Origin of the sequence: Glutamicibacter sp. MCAF14 (genome assembly GCF_052114325.1) — a bacterium.
GTDB lineage: Bacteria > Actinomycetota > Actinomycetes > Actinomycetales > Micrococcaceae > Glutamicibacter > Glutamicibacter arilaitensis.
Window position 1 is genome coordinate 250,335 of sequence record NZ_JBFREO010000002.1, and the last position, 12,798, is coordinate 263,132.

Genomic DNA, 12,798 nt, shown 5'->3' on the forward strand with positions numbered 1-12,798 from the left:
TGCGCACTTTTTGCATTGATGGACCTTGCGCCGGTGGGCAACTGCGGCAGGCAAGGACATCACACTTTGAGGCAGGGGAATCACATTGGCTTTAGGACAGCCGAAAATCGAGTACAAGTCCAACTCCGAGATCCTGAAGATGCGCCAGGCCGGATTGGTGTTGGCTGAAGCTCTGGATGAGGCAGTGGCCATGGCTCGTCCGGGTGTGCGAACCGAAGAGCTCGACCAGGCCTTCGGCAAGGTGCTCGAACGCCACAACGCCACCAGCAACTTCCTTGGTTACCACGGTTTCCCGGCGAACATCTGCGCCTCGGTGAACCACGAAGTAGTCCACGGCTTCCCATCGGACTACGTGCTTAAGGACGGGGACGTGCTGAAGATCGATGGCGGTGCCATCATCGACGGATGGCACTCGGACTCGGCACGCACCGTACTGGTGGGGGAGAACATCGATCCCGCCGACCAGCGCCTGAGCGATATCACCGAGCAGGCAATGTGGGCCGGCATCGCCGCCCTGGCTAATGCCCGCTTCATCGGCCAGATCGGCCAGGCCGTCGATGACTTCGTGACCAGCCAGCCAGGTGCTGAACTGGGAATCCTCGAAGACTATTGCGGCCACGGCATCGGCTCGCAGATGCACATGGCCCCGGATGTGCTGAACTACAACCCCGGCCACCGCGGTCCGCGAGTGAAGCCGGGCATGTGCCTGGCCATCGAGCCAATGCTGGTTCGTGGCGGCATCGAGACCTCCGTGCTGGAAGACGACTGGACCGTAGTCACCAATGACAAGTCCAACGCTTCGCAGTGGGAGCACACCGTTGCAGTGCACATGGGCGGTATCTGGGTATTGACTGCCCATGATGGGGGAGCGGCCGGACTAGCACCTTTCGGCGTCACTCCATCCCCAATCCAGGGCTAGAAGCCAACTGGAAATCCTTAGATCCAGCAGGCCACCAAGCGGTGGCGTGCTGGATCTAACATTTTAAATGTCAATGAACGATTGGCGATGTGCGGGCTAATGCCGTATCGTTGTTTGTTGGTTCCTGATTTAATTGCGCCTAAAACTCCTAAGTTTTCGGTACAGGGATCATGGACCAGAACCAATTACTTGTTGGTGAAATTACCAACAAAAAAAGTTAGCGGGGAAAATGGGCAAGAAGGAAGGCGTCATCCAGGTAGAGGGCACCGTTTCAGAGGCACTGCCGAACGCGATGTTCCGCGTGGAGCTGCCGAATGGACACGTAGTGCTCGCCACTATCTCGGGTAAGATGCGTCAGCACTACATTCGAATCCTCCCAGAGGACCGAGTGCAGGTTGAAATGAGCCCATACGATCTCAACCGAGGTCGTATCGTTTACCGCTACAAGTAAATCTGCAGACTCAAAGACTTTCCCAGCGAGCAAAGCACGGTTTAGTGCGATGGCCGCTGGATGAATGTTCTTGGACAAAGCTCTTTTACTGCTCCACATTTAACTGCAACCGCAAAAGGACAAAGCCTTGAAGGTTAACCCTAGCGTGAAGCCGATCTGCGACAAGTGCAAGGTGATCCGTCGTAACGGCGTGGTCATGGTGATCTGCGAAAATCCACGCCACAAGCAGCGTCAGGGCTAATTCCGTTTTTACGGGATTCCCACGCGTAGTCAAATAGGCAGTATCAGTCAGGACGCAAGTCCTGGTTCACCCCCGGATTCGGAGGCCGGGGCCGTGAGAAGTCACGGAAGATGCTGCTCCAGACCTCCGTTCGTTGAAAGGTAGCCACTTGGCTCGTTTAGCAGGCGTGGACATTCCACGCGAGAAGCGCGTAATCATCGCGCTGACTTACATCTACGGCGTGGGCAAGACCCGTGCAGAAGAGACCATCGCTGCGACCGGCATCAGCCCGGACATCCGCGTGAAGGATCTCACCGACGAACAGCTCGTGCAGCTGCGCGACTTCGTCGAAGGCACCTACAAGGTTGAAGGTGACCTGCGCCGCGAGGTTCAGGCTGACATTCGCCGCAAGGTAGAGATCGGATCCTACGAAGGTATTCGTCACCGTAAGGGCCTTCCGGTCCGCGGTCAGCGCACCAAGACCAACGCACGTACCCGCAAGGGCCCGAAGCGTACCGTCGCCGGTAAGAAGAAGACTCGCTAAATCTTAGCGATCTAGTTCAAATACTTTTTTCGTAGGAGAAGAAATGCCCCCAAAGACTCGTGGAGCGGTACGTAAGCCGCGTCGCAAGGACAAAAAGAATATCGCGCTTGGACAGGCGCATATCAAGAGCACCTTCAACAACACCATCGTATCGATCACCGATCCGACTGGCGCTGTTATCTCGTGGGCTTCGGCCGGCGAGGTAGGCATGAAGGGTTCGCGCAAGTCGACCCCATACGCTGCCCAGATGGCTGCTGAGTCCGCTGCAAAGCGCGCTCAGGAGCACGGCATGCGCAAGGTTGACGTTTTCGTCAAGGGCCCAGGCTCGGGACGCGAAACCGCGATCCGTTCGCTGCAGGCTGCTGGCCTTGAGGTTGGATCCATCTCGGATGTTTCCCCAAGCGCACACAACGGTTGCCGCCCATCGAAGCGTCGCCGCGTCTAATTGATTCGCTAGGCTTAGCCTGAGAAGTCACCGAAGCATTCCCTTACGGGTGCTCCGGTGACTATCTTGGACTTATTAGCCTGCAAAAAGACGAACGGCCACCTCAGGCTACCGTCGTTTCCACCCCCGTGAGGCGTCATATAGCGGACGCTCGCTGAAAGGAAATGTAAGTGCTCATTACGCAGCGCCCAACCCTGACCGAAGAAGTAGTTGCTGAAAACCGCTCCCGGTTCGTAATCGAACCACTGGAGCCAGGCTTTGGCTACACCCTTGGTAACTCGCTCCGCCGTACCCTGCTCTCTTCGATTCCTGGTGCCTCTGTCACCAGCATTCGAATTGACGGTGTACTGCACGAGTTCACCACTGTAGCCGGTGTCAAGGAAGACGTCACCGAACTGGTCTTGAACATCAAGAACCTGTCGGTCTCTTCCGAGCACGACGAGCCAGTCGTTGCCTACCTGCGCAAGCAGGGCCCAGGCATCGTTACTGCAGCGGACATCACCCCTCCAGCAGGTGTGGAGTTCCACAACCCTGATCTGCACATCGCCACCCTCAACGCCAATGGCAAGTTCGACATGGAACTGACCATTGAGCGCGGCCGTGGCTACGTGTCTGCCGCTCAGAACAAGAGCGCTGATGGCGAGATCGGTCGAATCCCAGTTGATTCGATCTACTCCCCAGTGCTGAAGGTGACCTTCCGCGTGGAAGCAACCCGTGTTGAGCAGCGCACCGACTTCGATCGCTTGATCGTTGACGTGGAGACCAAGGAATCGATCACCCCGCGCGATGCAGTTGCATCCGCAGGTACCACCCTGGTTGAGCTGTTCGGTTTGTTCCGCGAACTGAACACTCAGGCTGAAGGTATCGAAATCGGTCCATCGCCAACCGATGCAGCCATGGCTGCTGACATGGCACTGCCGATCGAGGATCTGGAACTTACCGTTCGTTCGTACAACTGCTTGAAGCGTGAGGGCATCCACTCCGTGGGTGAACTCGTTACCCGCTCCGAAGCTGACTTGATGGACATCCGCAACTTCGGTGCGAAGTCCATTGACGAAGTCAAGGCCAAGCTGGTTGAACTGGGTCTGGCCCTGAAGGATTCCCCTCCGGGCTTCGATCTGGCCGCTCGTAGCGCCATCGACGATGGCGACGAATACGACGAAGGTCTGTAAAGACCCGCGTCTAGCGACACACTACTTCATCCGACTGAACGAAAGATTCGTTCAGTACGGGTTATTCATCTAGGAGAACCACCATGCCTACCCCTACCAAGGGTCCGCGTCTCGGCGGCAGTGCAGCACATGAGCGATTGATTTTCGCTAACATGTCGGCACAGCTCTTCGAGAACAAGAAGATCACCACCACCCTGACCCGTGCCAAGCGTCTGCGTCCACACGCAGAGCGCTTGATCACCTTCGCAAAGCGCGGAGACCTGGCATCGCGTCGCCGCGTCCAGGCCGTCATCGCTTCGCGTTCGCGCACCAACAAGTCGATCGTTCACGAACTGTTCGAGAACATCGCACCAGCAATGGCAAACCGCGAGGGTGGCTACACCCGCATCACCAAGATCGGTAACCGCAAGGGCGACAACGCTCCTATGGCTGTTATCGAGCTCGTGATGGAGCCAGTTTCGCCAAAGCAGGCCGTCGTCAAGGAAGCCACCCAGGCTACCGAGAAGGCCGCTGAGACCGAAGAGGCCTAAGCCCCTTCGAGCTAAAGCTCATCACCTTTCGAGGTGAAAAAGATTCCCGTTGGATCCGCAAGGAACCAACGGGAATCTTTTGCTTTAACCAGTTGCTGCCACGAGGGCAGCATCCGGCTATCGGACTAGTTGAAACTGTCCATGTTGGGGCAGGCTTCGTCCAGATAGGCGGTAGTTTCTGAGGCTTCATCGGTATCCAGAGCGGCGAGTTGCTCGTTGATCTCGGCGGAATTCTCACCGTTGCCCTGAGCCATGAGCTTGGAGACTTCTCGATTCTGTACGGAAGCGGCGCTCAAGGCATCAACAAGCTTCTTGTCCTTGGTCTTGGATTCCGCGTCAATGAGAATCGCATTGAATTCGTCAATGATCTTGGCGTAATCCTTGGTGTCTCCGGCGATGAGCTGTTCACTGAGATCTTCGGCCTTTTGCAGCAAGTTCTGCTCGGCTACTTGGTCGTTGATGAATGAACAGGTTTCTTCGGTATCCAGCTTTCCCGAGGAACAACCGGTGATAACCGTGGCGGCCAGCGTCAGCACTGCGACGCTGGCCGCAACTTTCTTGAGCATGTAATTCCTTGAGTCGAGATGATCGAGTGACAGTGAGCATTGATGGCCTTGTCAACATTGTTTTAAGCCTACACAAGGGAAATGAGCAAATTGGTTCGACGAAGGGTGGTCATGCCGGACAACAAATTCTGTTGACGCGATGAGAAGCAGCAGGCGGTGCTGCCGGCCTGATGCACTTTGTGCCGACGGTAAAGCGGTATCCTGCGGGGGCGAGCATTTGGAGCTAGTGCAAAGAAACGGCTCCACACGAATTGAAACAAATTCGTGCGGAGCCGCTTACCCTTCAAATGGCCAGTCAGCAGTGCCGCTACTGGCCCAATTCCGCCAGGCCTGGGCATGCGGTATTCACGTAGCCCATTTTCTCTGAGTCCTCTGTGGTGTTAGTGTCTTGGCTCTTCGCGATCTTCTCCATCAGAGTTAGATCGTCGTCGGTCAGGGACTCAATCATTTGGTTGTTCTGGTCAATAGAGACTTGAAGCCCGTCCGCCAAATTCTTGTCGCCGGTCTTGTCTACGGCTTCTTGCAAGAATGCAGTGACCTCCTCCATCGCCGACTTGAAGCTCTCATCGTCGCCCTCGAGCAGGGCTCGCACGGAGCTCTCGGTTTTCTCAGCGAGGCTCAACTCCGTGGCCTTGTCGACTAACAATGCGCAAGTCTCCTCAGTGGAGAGTTTTCCCGACGAGCATCCGGAAAGGGTTGAGAGTCCAAGCGCGATTACTGCCGCTGTTACGCCAATTTTCTTGAGCATGTGTTCCTCATATAGCGATGATGGGGGCCGACGGATGTGTTTGGTGTTGGCAACTGATCTTTACTCTACATGTGGGAGTTATCTGGATTGCAAGAATTAAGTGACTCTTGTCGCGGGGAAAACGCAATTTAGTCTCCATGTGCTGTCTAACTCGGATCTTCCGATGAAAAGCGCGAGAACGCTGTGCCTTGCGGTGCCAAGAGGAACTGAATCCAATTGGCTCCCACCATGGGCCAGCACGCATAATTGAACCCATGAGCACTGACCCTGAATCCATCGATCCTCTAGGCACCACCGCTTTGGGGGCCACGCAAACACCAGCATGGATCCGCATGCGCATGGTGCTCGGATATGACGGTGCCGCATACAGCGGGTGGGCGAGACAGCCCAACGTCTTGGGCGTGCAGCAGCTGGTTGAAGAAGCCTTGGAAATGCTGATCCGGCGACAGGTACGCGTCGTAGTTGCCGGCCGCACCGATGCCGGAGTGCACGCACGCCGCCAGGTAGTGCACTTCGACCTGACCGAGGAAGAATACACAAGCCTGCCGCGCAAGGCGCCACTGGCCCCGGGCCCTGCGCTGGTACGCCGCATCAACGGGATTCTGGGACGCCAGGATGGCGCGGTATGGGTCCATGAAGCAGAACGTGCTCCTGAAGGCTTTGATGCCCGCTTCTCGGCGCTGGCTCGCCGGTATTCCTACCGGATTGCCGATGGCCAGCAGCGCTGGGATCCACTGACCCGCCAGTTGACCACGTGGCACCGCGAGGAGCTGGATGTCGAGGCGATGAACCGCGAAGCGCAGAGCGTGCTGGGACGGCATGACTTCTTGACCTACTGCAAGCCTCGGCCCCATGCCACCACTATCCGCACCCTGCAGGAATTCACCTTCACTCGTGGAGCGGACGGATTAGTCCTAGCGCACTTGAAGGCGGATGCCTTCTGCCACAATATGGTCCGCGCCCTGATTGGCGCAGCGATGATGGTGGGTGATGGCCGGGAGCAGCCAGGATTCCTCGCCGAGCGCCTTGAGTTGATGGTGCGCGATTCGAAGACAAAGCTTTCGCACCCGCGTGCACTGGTTCTCGAAGAGGTCTACTATCCGGAAGCTGCAGAGCTGGCCGCACGGGCGCTGCAGACCCGGGCCCGTCGAACCGAGGCCGAGGTAGATGAAGCTGCCGCGGGGAGCTGATCACCCCATGATCCCCGGGATCTTAAGGGTGTTGTTGCTCACGAGGCACATGCTTTTTTGGCCGGAAACACTTTAATCCGCTAAACTCTTATGAGTTGTGTATGTCCACGTTCGACACTACACGCCCAAGCGTGACGGCTTAGTTGCATAGTCGCTGGTCTGCTGGGTGTGCGAACAATATATGGACGGCCGGATATCTTCAGTCCTCACCTGACGTACTGGTCTAAACACAAGAACAACACGACAGTGCTCGTCACTGAGGGATCTCACCGCCTTCAGCCAAGCGACTGTTTGACCAGAAACGAATCAACGTAAGGCAATTACTGTGCGTACGTACACCCCAAAGCCGGCTGACCAGACTCGTCAGTGGTATGTCATTGACGCCACCGACGTAGTACTCGGCCGTCTCGCCGTCCAGGCCGCAACCCTGCTGCGCGGCAAGCACAAGCCAACCTTTGCAGCCCACATGGACATGGGCGACCATGTCATCATCATCAACGCTGACAAGGTTGCACTGACCGGTAAGAAGCTTGAGAACAAGCGCGCTTACCGCCACTCCGGTTTCCCAGGTGGCCTGAAGAGCATCAACTACGCAGACCTGCTGGAAAAGAACCCAGTTCTGGCTGTAGAGAAGGCTATCAAGGGCATGCTGCCTAAGAACAAGCTTTCGGATGCCCAGCTGTCGAAGCTGAAGGTCTACCGCGGCGCAGAGCACCCACACGCTGCTCAGTCGCCAAAGGCACTGGAAATCACCCAGGTCGCTCAGTAGTCCTGGCCCCGAGAAGAAATACTTAATAGGAGATTATCGTGGCTCAGAACACTGAAGAAACCACTGAATTCGAGGGTGAGACCCCTTCGACCTACACTACCGAGACCGTAGCTTCGACTGCTGCTGTTGACACCGAGCGCGCTCCACTGACCGTGCCAGGTGCAGCAGTTGGCCGCCGCAAGCAGGCTATTGCTCGCGTTCGCCTGGTTCCAGGCTCCGGCAAGTGGACCGTTAACGGTCGCACCCTGGAGAACTTCTTCCCTAACAAGCTGCACCAGCAGGACGTCAACGAGCCTTTCAAGATCCTTGGTCTTGAGGGTGCTTACGACGTTATCGCTCGTATCAACGGTGGCGGCATTTCCGGCCAGGCCGGTGCACTTCGTTTGGGTATCGCCCGTTCGCTGAACGAGATCGATCGCGATGCAAACCGCGCAGCCCTGAAGAAGGCTGGCTACTTGACTCGTGACGCACGCGTCATCGAGCGTAAGAAGGCTGGTCTGAAGAAGGCACGTAAGGCTTCGCAGTTCTCGAAGCGCTAAACCTTACTTCAAGGTCTTTCCAAAGGTCCTGTCATCCTGCAAAGGGTGGTGGGGCCTTTGGCCTTTTAATGCTGAAGGTAATGAAATCCCATTAATCTTTTCTCATTTCACTGTGATTGTCGGGACTTAAAGCCCTTTAAATCAATGCAGAGGGCATATGATTGTATGCGATGGCAAGGTTATTTGGGACCGATGGGGTCCGAGGAAAAGCAAACGAACTGTTAACTCCCGAGCTCGCGCTGGAACTGGCGCAGGCAGCATCGGTGGTGCTGGGCTTGAGCCAACCAGAGGACGGCTACAAGCCGGTCGCTGTGGTTGCCAAGGACCCGCGCATCAGTGGTGACTTCCTGTCCGCCGCAATTGAGGCTGGCCTCGCCGCCTCCGGCGTTGATGTCATGGATGCCGGCACCCTGCCGACACCTGCGGCAGCATTCTTGGTGGGGGACCTGAACGCCGATTTCGGTGTCATGATCTCCGCTTCGCACAACGCGGCTCCGGATAACGGTATTAAGTTCTTGGCCCGCGGCGGCAAGAAGCTGGACGATGCGCTGGAAGACGCCATCGAAGCCTGCTTGAAGATGCCAAAGCCACGCCCAACCGCAGGAGAGGTAGGCCGAGTCTCGCGTTTCGCTGACGCTGAAGACCGCTACATCATGCACCTGCTGCAGGCACTGCCAAACCGCCTTGAAGGGCTGAAGGTAGTCCTGGACTGCGCCCACGGCGCAGCCTCGGGTTGCTCCCCAGAAGTCTTCAAGGCCGCCGGCGCCGAAACCATCGTAATTGGTGCCGAGCCAGATGGCATCAACATCAATGACGGCTACGGCTCCACGCACCTGGAGAAGCTGCAGGCCGCTGTGCTGGAGCACGGTGCAGACCTGGGCATCGCCCACGACGGCGACGCCGATCGCTGCTTGGCCGTAGACCATGAAGGTACCGTCGTTGACGGCGACCAGATCATGGCAGTCATGGCACTGGATATGAAGGACCGCGGAGAACTCAAGGACAACACCCTGGTAGCTACCGTGATGAGCAACCTCGGACTGACCCTGGCCATGGAAGCTGCTGGCATCACCGTCAAGCAGACCGGCGTGGGCGACCGCTACGTGCTAGAAGGCATGCGCGAAGGCGATTACTCGTTGGGCGGCGAACAGTCCGGCCACGTGATCTTCTCCAAGCACGCCACCACCGGCGACGGCGTGTTGACCGGCCTGATGATTGCAGCCCGCGTGAAGGCAACCGGCAAGTCCCTGAAGGAACTTGCCTCGGTGCTCATCGTGCTGCCGCAGGTACTGATCAACGTGCGTGGCGTGGACAAGGCAGGTGTTCCAGAATGCGAGCCGCTGCAGGAGGCCATTGCCGCCGCAGAAGCACGCTTGGGCACCACCGGCCGTGTACTGCTGCGCCCATCGGGCACCGAACCAGTTGTCCGCGTCATGGTCGAGGCAGCTACCCACGAGCAAGCCCAGGCTGAAGCTGAGACCCTGGCCGAATCGGTCAAGGAACACCTGGCCCTCTAAAGTTCAGTAGCTTCCCAGCAACCAATACGTAAATATCAAGAAAACTCACACCCCCGCAGGGCGTTCCACGAGGAAGCGCGCTGCGGGGGTGTGGCATGCTAATTATTAGAAACTGATATCGGTTCGCGTTCTCGGAGAGAAGGACTTTCGTGACTTTACGCATTAGCGTGATCGGCACCGGCTACCTCGGTGCAACCCATGCCGCCTGCATGGCCGAAATGGGCTATGAAGTCATTGGACTGGACATAGACAAGGCCAAGCTGGACGCACTGGCCGCTGGCATCCTGCCCTTCCACGAACCAGGCCTGCCCGAACTGCTGCGCAAGCACGTAGCTTCCGGACGCTTGCGTTTCACCGACAGCTACGCGGAAGTCGCGGCCGGAGCTGATATCCACTTCATCACCGTAGGCACCCCGCAGCGCGCCGACTCCCAGTCTGCAGACATGTCTTATGTCGACGGTGCCGTGGACTCGTTGCTGGAACACATCACCGGCGACGCGTTGATTGTCGGCAAGTCCACCGTCCCAGTAGGCACCGCACGTCGGTTGAGCGAAAAAATTGCCCAGGGTGCCAAGGCTGGAAGCAGCATTGCACTGGCTTGGAATCCCGAATTCCTGCGTGAAGGCTTCGCAGTCCAAGACACCTTGCGCCCGGACCGGTTGGTATACGGCCTGGATAATGGGCGCGGTCTGGAATTGCTGCGCGAAGTGTATGCACCCGTCCTTGCCCTGGACACCCCAGAGGTCGTCACCGACCTGGAGACCTCAGAGCTGGTCAAAGTCGCAGCCAATGCCTTCCTTGCCACCAAGATTTCCTTTATCAACGCCTTTGCTGAAGTTACCGAGACCGTGGGCGGCGATATCAAGGTACTCGCCGACGCCATTGGCTACGACAAGCGCATTGGACGCCGGTTCTTGAACGCAGGAGTGGGCTTTGGTGGCGGTTGCCTGCCCAAGGACATTCGAGCTCTGCAGGCACGCGTCAGCGAGCTTGGCCTGAGCCAGACCATGGGGTTCCTAGCTGAAGTAGACCAGATCAACCTGCGCCGTCGTGACCGCGTAGTCTCGCTGGCCTCGCACATGCTGGGCAATGAACTGGCCGACAAGCAGGTATCGGTGTTGGGCGTGACCTTCAAGCCCAACAGCGATGACGTGCGGGACTCACCAGCATTGGACATTGCCGTACGCCTGTACAACGAAGGCGCTGAAGTCTCGGTCTACGACCCGGAAGGCAACGCCAACGCAGCTGGACGCTTCCCGCGCTTGAACTACGTGGATTCCTATACGGAAGCAGCCAAGAACGCGGACCTGGTCCTGGTGCTCACCGAGTGGGATGAATTCCGCGAATTGCAGCCAGCTGATCTTGCCAGCGTCGTGTCCCAGAAGAAGCTTATTGACGGACGCAATGTCCTTGACCGTCCAGAATGGCGGGAGCAGGGCTGGAGCATTACCGGTCCGGGGGAGTACTTCGAACTGGGCAATATGGCTCCGGCAACGACCGCGATCCCCGTGCAGTCCTAAGTGCTGAAAGCACGAAAAACGGGCGGTGTTCTTCTCAAAAGAAGAACACCGCCCGTTTCGTTTGGACAAGGTGAAGATTAGAAGCCGAACTGCTTCATTACCTTCGGCAGATTCTCGATCAAGCGCGAAGCGTTCACAGTTCCGTCAGCAGCGGTCACTCGGCCCAGATGGCCGTGGATGTAAGCCGCGCAAGCGGTCAGTTCCATCATCCGGCGGTTAGGTACGGTTCGCAGGCCCTCAGTGCCCGTCAGGGAGCTATCTGAGAGCATGTAGCCAAGGATGCCAGTCAGGACATCTCCACTGCCTGCAGTGGCCAGCTCAGGAGCTGAATGGCTCACCATCAAGCTGTCGCCATTAGGTGCAACGATGTAGCTGGTTGGACCCTTGAGTAGCACCACTGCGTTGTAGGCCAACGCAGCCCAACGGGTCCAGCGAATTGGATCCTGGGCAATCTCATCCGGGGTGATCTTCACGCCAGCGCGGCTCAGGAGCATGCGTAGTTCCTTGGCATGAGGTGTCAGCACACGAGGCTGCTCGCTGGGACCGGCAGGAACAACTTCCAAACCGGATGCATCAATCACTGCCGGCTGCGGGCTGGCAAAGACATCAGCGATAGCACCAGTTGGGGGAGTGCGCCCATCGAGGCCCGGGCCAATAGCCCATGCCTTGATCTTGGCACCCTTGCCGTGGATCTGTCGGCGCGAAGAAGACAATGCTTCCTTGATCTGATCATCATCCAAGGGAACAGATTCCGGTACGGACAGAGCCATCATCGGCTGGATGGACTCCGGAACGTGAGTGCGCAGCAAACCGACACCACAGGCTACGGCAGCCTTGGCAGTCAGTTGCGCGGCTCCCGGATACAGATCAGAACCAGCAATCAGGCCCAAGACCCCGCGCTGGTACTTATGCCGACCGGCGTCCCTCCAAGAGCGGTGCTGGTTCAACAGCTCGCGGGTAGCGGTCTCTTCCACCAGCTGCGTTCCAGCCTCAACGGAAGAAAAATCGAATTCCAGATCTGCCACGGTAATATCCCCGGTGACCAGCGGACCATCAATGGCCAGCAGTCCGGACTTCAAGGCACCGAAAGTGAGCGTGCGTTCGGCAAGGAGGACACCGTCCTCGGCCACGCCGGTATCCGGATTCAAACCTGATGGAACATCGCAGGCAAGCACTCGTGCGTTCGCAGGAAGTACGGGCAGGGCAGAGCCGGGACGGTATCCAAGGCCATAAATGGCGTCAATGATTAGTGAGGCATTAGCTAGTTCGCTTTCGCCATCGGAGAGATCCAGCATGGTGCCGCCAGTTGCTTGATAGGCGGCAGCAGCTTCAGCGTGGACCTGTTCGTGGCACTGCAGTGCCAGCGTGGAAATCTTTTGCAGTTGGAGTTCTGCCAGTGCGTACAGCCCATCGCCACCGTTGTTGCCCGGGCCAATGAGTGCCACCACGAAAGCCGGTTCGGCGCTGGTATTCTCGGCCAGCATTCCAAGCGCTGTTGAAGCCAAATGGGAGGCTGCCTGCTTCATTAAGCTGGTTTCGCCCCGCTTGGAGTTCTCCTGGGCTTCAACCGCACGAATTTGCGCAACACTGTAGACAGGAATCATAAGTCAAACAATACTCAAGGCTTCTGTGTGATGCCTTATTTAATGAGATACGTGTCGTTATTCT

At 57.5% G+C, this 12,798-nt stretch carries 14 protein-coding genes and 1 pseudogene; 12 read left to right on the forward strand and 3 right to left on the reverse strand.

The genetic code is table 11. The features are described from left to right. The first annotated feature begins 85 nt into the window (after window positions 1–85). The 7 genes and pseudogenes from map to rplQ all read left to right on the forward strand — a co-directional run. Window positions 86–919: a type I methionyl aminopeptidase gene (map, locus tag AB4Y71_RS03760; RefSeq protein WP_441718033.1), complete on the forward strand. Its 834-nt coding sequence runs from the start codon at window positions 86–88 to the stop codon at window positions 917–919. 229 nt (window positions 920–1,148) lie between these two features. Beyond that, entirely contained in the window at window positions 1,149–1,370 is a 222-nt protein-coding gene (gene infA, locus AB4Y71_RS03765; RefSeq protein ID WP_013349662.1) for a translation initiation factor IF-1, read from the forward strand. A 127-nt stretch (window positions 1,371–1,497) separates the two neighbouring features. Continuing rightward, window positions 1,498–1,611 carry a 50S ribosomal protein L36 gene (gene rpmJ, locus AB4Y71_RS03770; protein WP_013349661.1) on the forward strand — a complete coding sequence of 38 codons (114 nt, stop codon included), beginning with the start codon at window positions 1,498–1,500 and terminating at the stop codon, window positions 1,609–1,611. Between the two features lie 148 nt (window positions 1,612–1,759). After that, window positions 1,760–2,134: a 30S ribosomal protein S13 gene (rpsM, locus tag AB4Y71_RS03775; RefSeq protein WP_013349660.1), complete on the forward strand. Its 375-nt coding sequence runs from the start codon at window positions 1,760–1,762 to the stop codon at window positions 2,132–2,134. A 43-nt stretch (window positions 2,135–2,177) separates the two neighbouring features. Next, window positions 2,178–2,579: a 30S ribosomal protein S11 gene (gene rpsK / locus AB4Y71_RS03780; RefSeq protein ID WP_013349659.1), complete on the forward strand. Its 402-nt coding sequence runs from the start codon at window positions 2,178–2,180 to the stop codon at window positions 2,577–2,579. A gap of 170 nt (window positions 2,580–2,749) precedes the next feature. Then, complete coding sequence (locus AB4Y71_RS03785) at window positions 2,750–3,751, forward strand: DNA-directed RNA polymerase subunit alpha (protein ID WP_013349658.1); 1,002 nt, start codon at window positions 2,750–2,752, stop codon at window positions 3,749–3,751. Window positions 3,752–3,834: 83 nt separating this feature from the next. Beyond that, window positions 3,835–4,275: pseudogene (gene rplQ, locus AB4Y71_RS03790) on the forward strand (50S ribosomal protein L17); the annotation flags it as partial. Between the two features lie 131 nt (window positions 4,276–4,406). On the opposite strand, the gene AB4Y71_RS03795 reads toward rplQ, so the two are convergent. Continuing rightward, on the reverse strand, window positions 4,407–4,847 hold the full coding sequence (locus AB4Y71_RS03795) for a hypothetical protein (protein WP_134779735.1): 441 nt from the start codon (window positions 4,845–4,847) through the stop codon (window positions 4,407–4,409). Between the two features lie 307 nt (window positions 4,848–5,154). Beyond that, window positions 5,155–5,595, reverse strand: coding sequence for a hypothetical protein (locus tag AB4Y71_RS03800; RefSeq protein WP_441718035.1), 441 nt, complete (start codon window positions 5,593–5,595; stop codon window positions 5,155–5,157). A 254-nt stretch (window positions 5,596–5,849) separates the two neighbouring features. Here AB4Y71_RS03800 and truA point away from each other — a divergent pair, with 254 nt between their 5' ends. The 5 genes from truA to AB4Y71_RS03825 all read left to right on the forward strand — a co-directional run bounded on the left by truA (window position 5,850) and on the right by AB4Y71_RS03825 (window position 11,130). After that, complete coding sequence (gene truA / locus AB4Y71_RS03805; RefSeq protein ID WP_441680478.1) at window positions 5,850–6,785, forward strand: tRNA pseudouridine(38-40) synthase TruA; 936 nt, start codon at window positions 5,850–5,852, stop codon at window positions 6,783–6,785. 325 nt (window positions 6,786–7,110) lie between these two features. Continuing rightward, a complete protein-coding gene (gene rplM / locus AB4Y71_RS03810) occupies window positions 7,111–7,554 on the forward strand; it encodes a 50S ribosomal protein L13 (protein ID WP_134779737.1) in 444 nt (147 codons plus the stop codon). A gap of 38 nt (window positions 7,555–7,592) precedes the next feature. Next, window positions 7,593–8,093, forward strand: a complete 501-nt coding sequence (gene rpsI / locus AB4Y71_RS03815; protein ID WP_013349651.1) for a 30S ribosomal protein S9 — start codon at window positions 7,593–7,595, stop codon at window positions 8,091–8,093. 170 nt (window positions 8,094–8,263) lie between these two features. Then, entirely contained in the window at window positions 8,264–9,610 is a 1,347-nt protein-coding gene (gene glmM, locus AB4Y71_RS03820; protein ID WP_441718038.1) for a phosphoglucosamine mutase, read from the forward strand. Between the two features lie 149 nt (window positions 9,611–9,759). After that, window positions 9,760–11,130 (forward strand): UDP-glucose dehydrogenase family protein, encoded by a 1,371-nt coding sequence (locus AB4Y71_RS03825; RefSeq protein WP_134779739.1) that lies wholly within the window; start codon window positions 9,760–9,762, stop codon window positions 11,128–11,130. Between the two features lie 77 nt (window positions 11,131–11,207). On the opposite strand, the gene AB4Y71_RS03830 is transcribed toward AB4Y71_RS03825, so the two are convergent. Then, window positions 11,208–12,734: an NAD(P)H-hydrate dehydratase gene (locus AB4Y71_RS03830; protein ID WP_134779740.1), complete on the reverse strand. Its 1,527-nt coding sequence runs from the start codon at window positions 12,732–12,734 to the stop codon at window positions 11,208–11,210. Window positions 12,735–12,798 lie beyond the last annotated feature (64 nt).